11 protein-coding genes are annotated in these 14251 nt (G+C 65.1%); all 11 read left to right on the forward strand.

The genetic code is table 11. The features are described from left to right. The first annotated feature begins 44 nt into the window (after window positions 1-44). Entirely contained in the window at window positions 45-1478 is a 1434-nt protein-coding gene (locus J4P02_RS12780) for an undecaprenyl-phosphate glucose phosphotransferase (RefSeq protein ID WP_426190701.1), read from the forward strand. Beyond that, entirely contained in the window at window positions 1479-2936 is a 1458-nt protein-coding gene (locus tag J4P02_RS12785) for a mannose-1-phosphate guanylyltransferase/mannose-6-phosphate isomerase (protein WP_426190703.1), read from the forward strand. Window positions 2937-3004: 68 nt separating this feature from the next. Then, window positions 3005-3781: a polysaccharide biosynthesis/export family protein gene (locus J4P02_RS12790; protein ID WP_426190705.1), complete on the forward strand. Its 777-nt coding sequence runs from the start codon at window positions 3005-3007 to the stop codon at window positions 3779-3781. Window positions 3782-3799: 18 nt separating this feature from the next. Beyond that, window positions 3800-5794 (forward strand): GumC family protein, encoded by a 1995-nt coding sequence (locus J4P02_RS12795; protein ID WP_426190707.1) that lies wholly within the window; start codon window positions 3800-3802, stop codon window positions 5792-5794. Continuing rightward, complete coding sequence (locus tag J4P02_RS12800; protein WP_426190709.1) at window positions 5794-6990, forward strand: glycosyltransferase; 1197 nt, start codon at window positions 5794-5796, stop codon at window positions 6988-6990. The genes J4P02_RS12795 and J4P02_RS12800 overlap by 1 nt, the downstream gene beginning before the upstream one ends. Further along, window positions 6974-8272 (forward strand): cellulase family glycosylhydrolase, encoded by a 1299-nt coding sequence (locus J4P02_RS12805; protein WP_426190711.1) that lies wholly within the window; start codon window positions 6974-6976, stop codon window positions 8270-8272. Before J4P02_RS12800 ends, J4P02_RS12805 begins: the two co-directional genes overlap by 17 nt. 2 nt (window positions 8273-8274) lie before the next feature. Next, entirely contained in the window at window positions 8275-9492 is a 1218-nt protein-coding gene (locus J4P02_RS12810) for a glycosyltransferase family 4 protein (protein ID WP_426190713.1), read from the forward strand. Next, on the forward strand, window positions 9483-10583 hold the full coding sequence (locus J4P02_RS12815; RefSeq protein ID WP_426190715.1) for a glycosyltransferase family 4 protein: 1101 nt from the start codon (window positions 9483-9485) through the stop codon (window positions 10581-10583). Before J4P02_RS12810 ends, J4P02_RS12815 begins: the two co-directional genes overlap by 10 nt. Further along, on the forward strand, window positions 10583-12001 hold the full coding sequence (locus tag J4P02_RS12820; protein ID WP_426190717.1) for an O-antigen ligase family protein: 1419 nt from the start codon (window positions 10583-10585) through the stop codon (window positions 11999-12001). The genes J4P02_RS12815 and J4P02_RS12820 overlap by 1 nt, the downstream gene beginning before the upstream one ends. Beyond that, the gene (locus tag J4P02_RS12825; RefSeq protein WP_426190719.1) at window positions 11998-12819 is read left to right on the forward strand and encodes an acyltransferase; all 822 of its coding nucleotides are present in this window, start codon (window positions 11998-12000) and stop codon (window positions 12817-12819) included. Before J4P02_RS12820 ends, J4P02_RS12825 begins: the two co-directional genes overlap by 4 nt. Window positions 12820-12828: 9 nt before the next feature. Continuing rightward, window positions 12829-14244: a lipid II flippase MurJ gene (locus J4P02_RS12830; protein ID WP_426190721.1), complete on the forward strand. Its 1416-nt coding sequence runs from the start codon at window positions 12829-12831 to the stop codon at window positions 14242-14244. The last annotated feature ends 7 nt before the right edge of the window (window positions 14245-14251 follow it).

The raw sequence follows: 14251 nt of genomic DNA on the forward strand, positions 1-14251 counted from the left end.
GCCTATCCGTCAGCCCGTTTGCCTTGGGTCGAGGGAATGATCTTATGCGCTTGCAACCTGTAGACAGCCTGTTACTGACTCGCCCGAGCATGGTCGAGTACTTTCTGTTCGGCATCCGTGTGGTCCATGGCATCACCGCCATCTTCCCCGGGCTGTTGCTGCTCCTGCTGTCGAACGGCAGTCCGAACGAGTTGAAAAGCGAACTGACCATCCTGCTGTTCTTCGGCGTGATCAGCGTGCTGATCTTCCAGGCGCTGGGGGTCTACGCCGAATCCATCTTCAGCAACCGGCTGCGCTTCCAGCTAACCCTGTTCGCCTGGGCCTCGTCCTTCTGTGTGCTGTTGTTCATGCATCATTCGATGCAGATGTTCGAGAACATCGACAACCCGCAACTGCTCGCCTGGTTCGTCGCCAGCTTCGTGCTGCTGGGCATCGAACGGCTGATTCTCCTGACCCTGTTCCAGCAACTGATGCAACGCGGGGTGTTCCTGCAGAACGCGGTGATCCTCGGCGCCACGGAAAACGGCCAGCGCCTGGCCGAATACCTGGCCCAGCACCAGGACATTCGCTCCGGGGTCATCGGCTTTATCGACGACCGCATCGGCCGCCTGCCCAAGACCCTGTGCAACCTGCCGTTGCTGGGCAACTCCAGCGACCTGGAACGGCTAATCCGCGAAGAAAAGGTCACCCAGGTGCTAGTGGCGTTGCCCTGGTCGGCGGAAAACCGCATGGCCTATGTGATTCGCGAACTGCGTCGGCTGCCGGTGAACGTGCTGCTGGTGCCGGACATGGTGGCCTTCCGGCACGCCCATAACCGCATCACCGAAGTCGCCAACCTGCCGATGTTCAATGCCTCCGAAGTGCCGTTGCGCGGCTGGTCGCCATTCTTCAAGCGCCTGGAGGACATGCTGCTGTCGAGCATCGCCCTGGTGCTGCTGGCACCGGTAATGCTGCTGGTGGCCCTGGCGATCAAGCTCGACTCCAAGGGCCCGGTGCTGTTCAAGCAGAAGCGCTATGGCTACAACAACCGGCTGATCGAGGTCTACAAGTTCCGCTCGATGCACCAGCACCTGAGCGATGCCAACGCCGAAAAACAGACCACTCGCGGCGATCCGCGGATCACCCGGGTCGGGCGCTTTATCCGCAAGAGCAGCCTCGACGAACTACCGCAGCTGTTCAATGTGTTCGGCGGCAGCATGTCCATGGTCGGCCCGCGCCCCCACGCCACCGCGACCAAGGCAGCGGGCATCCTCTTCGAGGAAGCGGTCAAGGAATACACGTCGCGCCACCGGGTCAAGCCGGGGATCACCGGGTTGGCGCAAATCAACGGCTACCGAGGTGAAACCGACACCCTGGAGAAAATCGAGAAGCGTGTCGAATTCGACCTGGAGTACATCGAAAACTGGTCGGTCTGGTTCGATCTGTACATCCTGTTCCGCACCGTTCCGTCCGTCATCATGACCCGCGAGGCCTTCTGAATGAGCACTCTCATTCCCTGCATCATTGCTGGCGGCGCCGGCACCCGCCTGTGGCCGGTTTCCCGCGAGGCAATGCCCAAACCCTTCATGCGCCTGCCGGATGGCGAAAGCCTGCTGCAGAAAACCTTTGTCCGTGCCACGGCACTCAACGGCGTTGAGCGTTTGCTGACGGTGACCAACCGCGAGGTATTCTTCCGCACCCTCGACGACTACCGCCTGCTGAACAAGACCCGGGTCGAGCTGGACTTCATCCTTGAACCTTTCGGCCGCAACACCGCGCCGGCCATTGCCGCGGCGGCGCTGCACGTCAGCCGCCTGTACGGCGACGATGCCCAGTTGCTGGTACTGCCCGCCGACCACCTGATCAAGGACCTGGCGGCCTTTGCCGCCGCCGTGGACCGCGCCCGGCAACTGGCCGACCAGGGCTGGCTGGTGACCTTCGGCCTGATGCCGACCCATGCCGAAACCGGCTTTGGCTATATCGAGAAGGGCCAGGCCCTGGGCAGCGAGAGCTTCCAGGTTGCACGCTTTGTGGAAAAACCCGATGCCGCCACCGCCCAGCGCTATGTGGACGGCGGCCTGCACCTGTGGAACGGCGGCATGTTCTGCATGCGCGCCGACGTGATCCTGCAGGAACTGCGCGAGCTCGTCCCGGAGGTGGTCAGCGCTGTCGAGCATTGCCTGGAGCAGAGCCACCGCAAGGACGGCAAGCACGAACTGCAAGTGGAACTGGACGGCGACAGCTTCGCCCTGGCCCCGGACATTTCCATCGACTACGCAGTGATGGAGCGTTCGCAGAAGGTCGCCGTGGTGCCCTGCCAGCTCGGCTGGAGCGATATCGGCTCGTGGCAGGCGGTGCGCGAACTAACCCCGGCAGACGAGCACGGCAACCAGTGCAACGGCGAGACCGTGCTGTATGACGTGCACAACTGCTACATCGATTCGCGCCAGCGCCTGGTGGGCGGGGTCGGCCTGGACAACCTGATCATCATCGACACCCCGGACGCGCTGCTGATCGCCGACGGCGAGCGCAGCCAGGACGTCAAGCTGATCGCCCAGGAACTCAAGCGCCAGGGCCACGATACCTACAAGCTGCACCGCACCGTGACCCGGCCCTGGGGCACCTACACCGTGCTCGAGGAAGGACCGCGCTTCAAGATCAAGCGCATCGTGGTCAAGCCCAATGCCTCGCTGTCGCTGCAGATGCACCACCACCGCAGCGAACACTGGATAGTTGTCAGCGGCATGGCCCGGGTGACCAACGGCGAGGATGAATTCCTGCTCAACACCAATGAGTCGACCTTTATCAAGCCCGGTCGCACCCATCGCCTGGTCAACCCCGGGGTGATCGACCTGGTGATGATCGAAGTACAGAGCGGCGAATACCTTGGCGAAGACGACATTGTGCGCTTCAACGATATATACGGACGGGCCCCCGCCGACCCCGGCAAGGGCTGATACCGCGCTTCAGGCTTGAATCTGGCCCGACAGGGAGTAGTGACTATGCATGCCAGGAAGACCGCTTGATGAAAACACTTCTGCTGATTTCCAGTGTTCTCGTGCTCTGTGCCTGTTCCATTCCAGCGAAAGTCGAACTGCCTCCCGGCCAGGACCTGCAAGCCGCTCATCGGGCCGGTGAGGCCCTGGCCGGCCAGCCGCTGCCCCCGCAGCGGATCCGCCCCGGCGACACCCTGCGCATTGTCCGCAACACCGGCGAGGCGCCTTCGATCTCGGCCTTCACCGCCAACTCGATCTACGAGCTGACCCTGTTCACCGTGCTCAACGACGGCACCTTCGCCTACCCCTATGCCGGGCAGATCAAGGCGGCAGGGCTGACGCCGCAGCAACTGACCCAGATGCTGGAAAGCAAGCTGAAGAACATCTACCAGGACTCGGCCCTGACCGTGAACATCAACCAGGCGCCGGGCAACACGGTGTTTGTCGGCGGCTCGGTGCGCAACCCGGCGTCCCTGCCAGTGACCGTGACCACCACCCTGGAGCAAGCCATAGTCGGCGCCGGCGGCCTGCTATCGGTGGGCGACAGCCGCAATATCGCCCTGCTGCGCGAAGGCGAGGATGGCCGCTACAAGACCTACTTCTTCGACTATCGCAAATTCATGATCGCCGGCAACGCAGGGGCCGCGCCGGTGCTGCTGCAACGTGGCGACGTGGTGTTCGTACCCAAGTCCAGCGTCGGCAACGGCATCGAATGGGTGGATGTGTACCTCAACCAGCTGATTCCGTTCACCAAGTCGATCGGTATTGGCGCCAGCTACGAAATCAACCGCCAATCGGCCAACTGATCGCCAAGGACAGCGCCCATGATCAATATCCGTTCCTTTCGCGATTTGCTGCGGTTGTTCTTCATCTTCAAGCGTGAATTCAAGATCACCGTGCTGGTGACCTTTATCATCATCGTCCTCGGGGCCTTCCTGCTGCCCAACCGCTTCGAATCCACCGCCCTGCTGCTGGTCAAGCCGGGACGCGACACCAGCACCCTGCCGATCGAGATCGCCGACCGCCAGGCGGTGGTGATTCCCAGCGCCCAGCGAGACCCGATCCTCGATGAGGAGCGCATTCTCGGTGGCGAACCCATTGCTCGCAAGGTGGCGGAAAAGTACCTCGACGACCTGTCCCGCCAGCCCCAGCCCGGCGGCTTTCTGGGTTCGCTGAAAAGCGCGGTCAAAGGCGCCCTGCAGGGCATCGTCGATCTGCTGCGCGGTGCCCTGCAACTGGTCGGGCTGGTGGAGAAACAGACCCCGGTCGAGCGCCTCACCGAACGCATGCTGAAGAACTTCAGCGTGACCCACGCCGCAGGCTCGTCGGTGATGGAGGTCAGCTTCACCTGGGACGACCCGCAAGTGGCGCAGACCGTGGTCAGGAGCTGGATCGAGCAATACCAGCAGGAACGCGCACAGACCCTGGGCCGCAAGAGCCTCTATGCCTTCTATGAAGGGGAAAGCAGCAACACCAACCAGCGCATCCTCGGCTACAAGAAGCAGATCACCGACTACCTCAACCAGCTGGGCGCAGTCAGCATCAGCGAGCGGCTCAACGATATCTCGCGCAACCTCAACAACCTGCGCGGCGAGCACCTCAACACCACCCGTGCGGTGGCCTCCACCAAGAGCGGCCTGGACACCATCCAGCAGCAGCTCAACAGCATGAAGAAAGAAATCAGCATCGGCCGCCAGATGAGCCTCAACCCCGATCGCCAGGACCTGCAGCAGCGGATCAACGCCAAGCAGATCGAGCGCCAGGAGATGCTCCGCACCTTCAAGGAAGGGGCGCCGCCGGTGCGCGCCATGGACGCCGCGATTGCCAACCTGCAAGCCTTGCTGAAGTCGGAAAACAGCACCGTGCAGCGCAGCGAGAACCTGGCGCCAAACCCGGTCTACACCCGCCTGCAGAACAGTTTCGCCGACCAGCAGGCAAGCCTCAGCCGCTTGCAGACCCAAGCCGCGCAACAGCAGACCCAGCTGCTCAAGCTGGAACAGGACCGGCGCCAGGCCCTGGCCCTGGAACCGGAACTGGCACGCCTACAACGGGAACTCAGCGCGGCGGAGAAAAGCTTTGCGCTGTACAGCGACAGCACCGAGAAAGCCCGCATCGACCGCGAGCTGGACCAGAGCCAGATCAGCAATATCGCGGTGATCGAGGAGGCCACCTTCAAGCCCAGCCGGGTGTTCCCCAAGAGCCTGAGCATGCTTCTGGCGGCGATTCCCCTGAGCCTGGCGGTGGGCCTTCTGGCGCTGTACTTCTTCTATCTGCTGGACCAGCGCATCCATGACGGCGACCAGATCGAGGAGCGCTTCGGCGTCAAGGTCTGGAGCAGCCTGCAAGACCTGGACAGCCACCTGCCACAACGCAACAGCGCTTTCACCGCCAGTCTCTACCGGCTGTACGGCGTGTTGCCGCTCGAGCGAGTCGCCGAGCAGGGGCTGGTGATCGGCCTGACCTCGGCGCGGCGCGGCGAAGGGGTGAGTTTCGTTACCGGCCACTTGCGCGACCTGCTGCAGGAGCGCGGCCACGAGGTGAGGATCAATGGCGCCACCAAGGCTTCCCCCGGAGAGATAGTGCTGCTGGAAGCCTCGGGCTTCTTTTCCAACCAGGAAGCCTTCGTCAGCCTGCGCGAAGCCGACCTGATCGCCCTGATCATCGAAGCTGAAACCACCACAGTGCCAGTGCTGCAGAACGCCCTGTCGATTCTCAATACGGCTTTTAAGCGGGTCGACGGCATCATCATCAACCGTCGGCGCTTCGGCATCCCGGAAAACGTGCTGAACTTCCTGGCCCGGATCAGGAGTCACAACTGATGCATATCGCGCTGCTGGCCCCCATGCCCCCCGAACAGAACGGCATCGCCGACTACGCCGCGCACTTGTGCAGCGCCCTGCAAGGCCTGGGATTGCACATCAGCACGCCCCTGGCGGGGCTGGGCAACGATCCGCAGCGGGCCGTGGAACGGGTGGCGCAACACGACTGGCAAGGGGTCGACCTGGTGCACGCCGAGCTGGGCGGCGGGCGCCTGGCGGAGTTCCATGCGCTGCGTGCCTTGCGCCAACGCTTCCCCAAGCTGCCACTCTGCGCCACGGTGCATGACCCCGAGCGCCTGGTGTGGCGCCGAGCCAGCCTGCCCTGGCCGCTGTCACTGGCCACCCGGCTGCCCTCGCCGCTGCCCCAGGTGGCCACGGTGCTGACCGATCCACTGTGCCTGCATGAGGAAAAACAGCTGGCCCGCAGCCTCGACCGTCTGATCACCCTGACCCATGCCGGCGGCGACTGCCTGCGCCAGCGCATGGGCCTGCGGGCCGAGCAGATGGTGGTGATCCCCCATGGCAACCTGGCGATTGCGGCACAGCCGCTGCCACCGCTGGCGCCACTGCGGCTGCTGTATTTCGGTTTTATCTACCGGGGCAAGGGCATCGAAGACCTGCTGGACGCCCTGGCCATGGCCTTCACCCAGCACCCCGGGATGCGCCAGAGCATGCGCCTGACCCTGGCCGGCGGCAGCGAACCGGAAATGGCCTTCGGCGGCGGCGGCAGCTACCTCGACCAACTGCGCCAGCATATCCAGCGCCTGAACCTGCAGCACAGCATCGACTGGCAGCTGGATTTGCCGGCCAGCGATATTCCCAAGGTGATCCAGGCGCACCACGTGATGGTTCTGCCCTATCGCGAATCGAGCAAGCTCAGGCTCCTGGGCCAGTTGCGGGGCACCAGCGGCGCGCTGTCCTGGGCCGTGGCCTGCGGCCGCGGGGCCATTACTTCCGATGCCCGCTCCTTTGCCGAAGAAGTGGCCCAGGACAACGGGGTGATCTTTCCCCAGGGCAACGTCGCCGCCCTGGCCGCCGAACTCAGCCACCTGTACACCCGCCCGGAACGGGTGGAGCGCTGGGCCGAGCACGCTGCGGTGATAGGTACGCGGCGGGTCTGGAGCCATACCGCCGAACGCTTTGCCCGAGTGTTCGCCGATGCCTGTGGAGACCCTGCCCATGCTTATGCGACCTAGCGCCTGCGGCCTGCTGATCCTCGCCTGCCTGTGCGGTCCGGCCCTGGCAGACAACAGCCTGCGGGCGCCACGCCCCGTGGTGTGGAAGGACTTTCTCGGGGTCAATGCGCAGTTCCAGTACTTCAGCCCCAGCGCCTACCAGAAGCAGATGGATCGCCTCGACGCCCTCGGCCTGAACTGGGTACGCCTGTCGATTCACTGGGCAATGATCGAGCCTGCCGAGAACGACCTGCAGCTCGATAGCCTGGATGGCGCCATGAGCGCCATGCAGAGTCGGCAATACAACATCCTCGCCTACCTGGTGGGCTCGGCGCCGTTTGCCGCCAACGTGCCCGCCGGCGCCACGCCTTCCGACCAGTACCCGCCCAAGGATTTCAATGTCTTCGCCCAGCGCATGCGCATGCTTGCCCAGCGCTATCCCCAGGTGAACACCTGGCAGGTCTGGAACGAGCCCAACATCGTCTGGTTGCCCAAGGAAGACCCGGACGCCTATGACCGCCTGCTCGACGCCAGCACCAGCGCGATTCGCAGCGCGATTCCCGGCAAGCCCGTGGCCACCGCGGGCATGGCCTACTACAGCCAGATGCGCAGCACCCCGGGGCTGATGCTCGAAGACCTGCTGCAACAGGGCCTGGGCAACCAGAACCTGGTGGCCGCCTATCACCCCTATTCCGAATACCCGGAAGGCGACGACCCTGCCGCCCAGGACTTCCTGGTGCGCGGCAACTTCCTCAACAGCGGCCTGCATGGCCAGGGCGTGCAACAGGTCTGGGCCACGGAATGGGGCTGGTCGAGCTACACCAGCGGCGAGCGGGAAATGCAGGCGATGATCGGAGTCGACGGCCAAGCCGACTACACCCTGCGGCGCCTGGCGCTGATGGCCACCATGGATTACCAGCGGATCTTCCTGTTCAACCTCAGCGACCTCGATGCCCGGGCCAGCAACCGCGATCAGTCCTATGGCCTGGTGGACCTGGCTGGCGAACCCAAGCCGGTGTACCGCGCCCTCAAGTACTTCTTCGAGATCACCGGCCCCAGCCTGGCCCCCGATACTGCGCCAGCGCTGAGCAACGCCCCGAGCGACCTGTACAGCATCGCCTGGACCCGACCCAACGGCTCCCATGTGTGGATGTTCTGGAGTGCCAGCGGCAGCAGCTTGCAGATTCCCGCGCTCAGCGCGGCGACCCTGCACGACCCGCTGGCCGGCACCCAGACCGCCTTGAGTGGCGCGCAAGGGATCAGCGTGCCGTTGAAAACCAGCCTGCAACTTCTGGTGTGGTGACAATGAAAATTCTCTGGACCCTGCCCTACCTGCCCTGGCCCGCCACCAGCGGCGGCAAGACCCGGCAATACCACCTGTTGCGGGCCCTGGCCGCCCGTGGACACCGCATCACCTTGCTGGTGCAGTCAAAAACCCCGCTGGACGAAGCCAGCCGCGCCGCCCTGGAACCCTGGCTAGAACGCCTGATCGTGCTGCCGCGGCGGCCCTTGCGCAGCCTCAGGACCTTGCTTTCGGTGCTGCTGGCGCCCTACCCCATGCTGACCACCATCAACGGCCTGGCAGAGCCGCTGCAACAGCGTTTTGGCCAACTGCTGGAGGAACCCTGGGACGTGGTGCAGATCGAACACAGCTACAGTTTCCAGCCCTTCGAGCAACCGCTGAAGCAGCACGGGCGAGACTTTATCCTCACCGAGCACAACGTCGAGTCGGCCCTGGGTGCGGCCAGCTACGACCGCCTGCCGGCCTGGGCCAAGCCCTTCACTCGCTACGACCAGTGGCGCTACCGCCGCTGGGAGCGCCGGGTGTTCCAGCAGGCAGCCAGGGTGGTGGCGGTGACCGAGCAGGACGCGCAGGTGCTGGCGCGCCTGAGCGGCAAGCCCGCTGCCGTGGTGGTCAACGGCGTGGACTGCGGCTACTACGCCTCGGTGCAACCAGACCCCAGCAGCCAACGCCTGCTGTTTATCGGCAACTACGAATACAGCCCCAACCTGGACGCCGTGGAATGGGCGCTGGAGCAGATCCTGCCGCGCCTGTGGGCGCTCAACCCGCAGGTGCGCTTCGCCATCTGCGGTTATGCCCTGCCGGACGCCTTCCGCCAGCGCTGGAGCGACCCGCGCATCGAATGGCAAGGCTTCGTCCCCGACCTGCGCGAGTTGCAGCGGCGCTCGGCGCTGTTCTTCGCACCCTTGCGCCAGGGCGGCGGCTCCAAGCTCAAGGTGCTGGAAGCCATGGCCGCCGGCCTGCCGGTGGTCACCACGGCCCAGGGCAGCTCGGGCCTGCAGGTGGAAAACGGCCGGCATTACCTGGGCAGCGAAGACCCCGGCGCCCTGGCGCAACTACTGGCCGAAGTGCTGGCCGACCCCGAGCGCCTGCAACGCATTGGCGCCGCCGGACGCGACTACGTGCGCGCCGAACACGACTGGAGCGCCGCCGCCGCGCAACTGGAAGCGGTCTACCAGCAACTCCCCCCAGCCAAGGAAGAAGTGTCCGTATGCGCATAGGTCTGGATTACCGCACCACCGCAGGCTACAGCCAAACAGGAATCGGCCGGCAGAACCTGGCCCTGGAACAGGCGCTGCGGGCCAACCCGCAGGTCAGCCTGCAACTCTTCGGCCTGGCGCCGGAAGACCATCCCCTGCGGCGTCGGGTGCATTGCCCGCGCTGGGGCGCGCCCTTCGAAGGCATCCACCGGTTGCCGGGGCGCCTGCGTTTCGAGGGTGGCTTCTTGCCCGGTGCCCTGCGTGAAGCCGGCATCGAGCTGTATATCTGCAATTTCAACATGGGCCTGCCCCTGGGCAAGAAACCCCAGGGCATGCGCTATGTCCTGCAACTGCACGACCTGTTCCAGCTGACCCTGGACAACAGCCACGGCTCAAGGCTCAAGGCACGCTTCTACAAGCTCAGCGACAAGCTGTCCATCGGCTATGCGGTGCAGCAGGCCGATCGCGTCTGGACCCCTTCGCAGTACACCGCCAACGAGCTGGTAAAACTCTTTCCCGGGGCCCGGGACAAGGTCCGGGTACTGCCCAACCTGGTCAGCGGCTTTGCCGGCGAACCCGCCGATATCAGCGACCTGCAACTGCCCGAGCGCTACTGGCTGCTGGTGGGCACTCGCGAGCCGCGCAAGAACATTCCCTGGTTTATCGGCGCCTGGCAGGCTGCACGCCAACAATCGCCCGAGGTGCCGGAGCTGGTTTTGATCGGCGCCCCGGAGCACCTGCCCGGCGAACTGCGCAACCTGCATGGCCTGCACTTTCTCAGCGGGCTCAGCGACAGCCAGTTGCACGCTGTCTACCTCCAGGCCCTGCGCCTATGGCAGCCCTCCTACGCCGAAGGCTTCGGCCTGCCGGTGATCGAGGCCCTGAGCCTCGGCACCCCGGTGGCGGTGGCCAACGGCTCGGCCCTGGATGAAATCACCCCGGGTGACAGCCCGCGCTTCTCGCCCACCGACAGCGCCGCCCTAAGCCAGCTGATGCTGCAACTGGCCAATGCCCAGGCACCAGACCCCGAGCCGCTCAAGGCCTGGGCCGCCGGCTACGCCGAAACGGCCTATCGGCAACGCCTGGATGAACTGCTCGAGGAGCTCAAGTAATGCCCATCGCAATGCCGCTGGCGCTGATCTTCAGCCTGGTGTTCGGCGTGCTGATCTGGCTGCTGCCGCCCTTGAAAGTGCTGGTACTGATGCTCGGCATCGTCGCGGCGATCAGCATCATCCGCCTGCCCCTGCGCGGCTTGCTGCTGTTCGCGGTGCTGGCGACCTTCCTGCCCTACTCCACGGTGCAGATCGGCCTGCGTACCACGGTTTCCGAAGCCCTGCTGCTGTTGGTCTGGGCCGGCATCCTGGTGCAGGGGCTGTTTTCCAACCTGCCCCAAGCGCCCAGGCTGCTGCGCACCGAGAAGCTGCTGCTGGCGCTGATGGCCTTCAGTGCCCTGCCGTTCCTGATTGGCCAGTTGACGATCAATGCCGATGGCAATGGGCCGGTGAACTGGGTGCGCTGGCTGCTCAACCTGTCGGCGCTGTTTCTGGTGCGACGCCTGCTGCAGGAAACCAAGGCTCGGGAACAGCTGGTGTGCGGCCTGCTGCTGGGGACCCTGCTGCTGTTGCTGCTGTCGATCCCGGTGTTCCTGAAAAATGGCAGCGCCACCGCCATGACGCCGATCCTGGAGAAGCTCGGCTATGGCGGTATCGCGGTACTGGGGGACAGCCTCAGCGCCCTGGCCGATCGCATGGGCTCGCCCTGGATGCACCCCAACGTCACCGGCGGCGCCATGGCGCTGACCCTGCCCCTGGCCTTCTGCATTGGACTGACCCGCGACGGCTGGCAACGCAAACTGGGGCTGGCAGTGGCCCTGCTCGGCGCTGCCGGGCTGCTGCTCTCGGGCTCGCGGGGCGCCTTGCTCAGCCTGTTGCTGGTGCTGATCTGGATGGCCCGCCAGCGCGTGCCCTACACCGGGCGCATGCTGCTGGGCGGCCTGTTTTTCGGTGCCTTGCTGCTGATGTCCTATCCACCGCTGCAAGATCGGCTGCTGACCCTGTTCAGCTCCAACGACGCCAGTACCAGCGTGCGCGTCGACGAGTACTCGCACTTCCCCGCAGCCATGGCGATGTTCCCCTTCGGCATCGGCTTCAAGGTCGACCCGCCCGTGCCCGGCAGCGGCCTGTGGGGAATTTCCAACCTGTGGCTGAACTTCATCTACAAGATCGGCGTGCCCGGCATGCTGCTGTTCGTCGCGGTGATCTGGAGCTGGTGGCGCGAAACCCGCAGCAGCGGGCTGCCGATCAAGCTCGACCGCGACAACGCCCTCTGGCTCGGTAGCGGCGCGGGCCTCAGCGCGGCCCTGATCAGCGGCCTGTTCGACCACTACTTCAGTTTCACCCAGGTGTTGATCGCACTGTTCTGGCTGCTGCTGGGGCTCAACCTGCATGAAGCCCGGCGCCTGCAGCTCAAGGCCCGGAGCGCAGCGCCCAGGGCCATCCCAGACTCCCTTCTCTCAGGAATTCATCGATGAAACATCGCCTCTTCCATTCGCAGAACCTGAAACAGGCCCTGCCTGAATATGCGCAGAAAATGGGTGTGAGCCTCGAGGAACTGGAGGTCGCCTACCAGTGGATGCTGGACAACCAGGTGATCTTCGAGCAGCCGCTCAAGGGCAATGTGCTGACCTATATCAGCTACTTGAATATCGAATCGAAGATCGAGCCGGCCCTGCCCCGGCGCTTCTATGCCCTGCTGGGGCGCGAGCTCAAGGGCGCGCTGATCCCCATGTACGGGATCAACTGGCCGACCCTGCGCGACCGCATGCTGCGGGTCTGGGAGCAGGCCTACAACATTCTGATCTGCAAGATCCCCAGCCACACCCTGCGCCTGTTCTGGCTGCGCCTGGGCGGGGCGAAGATCGGCAAGGGTTCCACCGTGTGGCGCAATACCGAAGTGCTCGGGGTCGACAGCCTGCGCATCGGCCAGGACAGCACCGTGGCCTGGCACTGCCAGCTCGATGCCCGGGGCGGGCTGATCATCGGCGACCATGTGACCATCGCCTCCCACGTGCTGATCATCGCCGGCGGCCATGACCTCAAGGAACCGGAATTCTGGGCCATCGGCGGGCCGATCTACATCCACGACTACGCCTGGATCGCCAGCCGCGCGCTGCTGTCCTTCGGTGCCGATATCGGCGAAGGCGCGGTGGTCGGCGGCCAGTCGGTGGTGTCCAAGCCGGTGCCGCCCTATGCCATCGTCAGTGGCCCGGATGCCGCGATCAAGGGTGAACGCTGCCGCAACCTCAACTACAAAGTGGGCGGCAAAGGCCTGTTCACTTTGTTCCACTGAAGCCGCCCCATGTTCGGCGCGACGCTGTGGCTGACCCTGGCGACCCTGACCGGGCTGGCCGCCGGCTTTGCCCGGGAATGGCTGCTGGTGGCCGCCTGGGGCGCCGGCGGCCAGAGCGACGGTTTCCTGGTGGCAATGTTCCTGCCCGAGGCCCTGCGCATGGCCCTGGCCGCCGGGCTGCTCAGCGCTGCGGCGCTGCCCCTCTACCAGCAACGCACGGAGGCGGAACAAGGCGCCTGGCTCAACGCCCTGGCGCCGCGCCTGCTGCTTTGCGGCCTGCTGCTGGGGGGCCTGCTCAGCCTTGGCGCGCCACTGTGGGTACGGCTGATCGGCCCCGGCCTGGGCAACGACGGCTACGCCCTGGCCAGCGGCGGCCTGCACTGGCTGGCCTGGTGCGCACCGGGGTTTATCCTGCATAGCCTGTTCTGCGTGCCCTTGCAGGCCCGCGCGCGTTTTGTCCTGGCGGGCCTGGGCTCGCTGCTGTTCAACCTGCCGCCGGTAATCTACCTGGTCAGCTTGCATCAGGCTTCGACCCCCGACGGACTGGCCGCAGCCTGCCTGCTGGGCAGTGTGCTGATGCCCACGGCGCTGCTGCCGAGCCTGCTGCGGGACGGCTGGCGACCCTGGCGCCTAGAGGCCGCCCCAGGCGCCGGGCGCGAGCTGTTGCAACGCATCGGTCCCTTGCTCAGCAGCAATCTGGCCAGCCAGGGCCTGGCCCTGCTGGAACGCATGGCGGCATCGCTACTGGGCGAAGGAGCGGTGACCTGGATCAACCTGGCGCGCAAGCTGATCAACCTGCCACTGATTGCCCTGATGAGCCTCAACCAGGTGCTGCTGGGACTGATGAGCGGTGCCTCCGGCGAAGCGCGCCTGAGCCTGCTGCGCAAGGGCCTGAGCGGCGCCACCTTGCTGACCCTCCCGGCGGTGGTGGGGCTGATTGGCGCGGCCGCCGCGCTGGTGCATTTGCTGCTGCCCAATCAGGCCGCCGACAGCCCGCTGCCGGAGCTGCTGGCCTGGTTCTCGGTGCCCTTGATGTTCGGCGCCTGGAATGCCCTGCTGGCGCGTTACGCCTATGCCGCGGGCGACACCCGCATGCCGCTCAACTGCGAGCTGACCGGGAGCCTGTTGAATGCCCTGCTGCTGGCCGTGCTGCCGTATTTCTTCGGTCTGATCGGCATTGCCCTGGCGGCCATTTGCGGCGTGATCCTCACCGGCCTGCTGCTGATGCGCCGTCAACAGTTGCTGGGCTCGGTGCCCTGGCGCAGCCATTGGCTGAGCGGTATCGGCGGCATGGCGCTGGCGGCGCTGTTCCTGCATCCGCTGACCTCGATCTGGTGGCAACTGGGCCTGAGCAGCGCCTGCGGCCTGCTGCTGTTGCTGCTGCTGGCGGCCTGGCTGCGCCCCTGGCGGCAGAACCTGACCTGAACGGAGG

The organism is Pseudomonas sp. NFXW11, from assembly GCF_049887815.1.
Taxonomy (GTDB): domain Bacteria; phylum Pseudomonadota; class Gammaproteobacteria; order Pseudomonadales; family Pseudomonadaceae; genus Aquipseudomonas.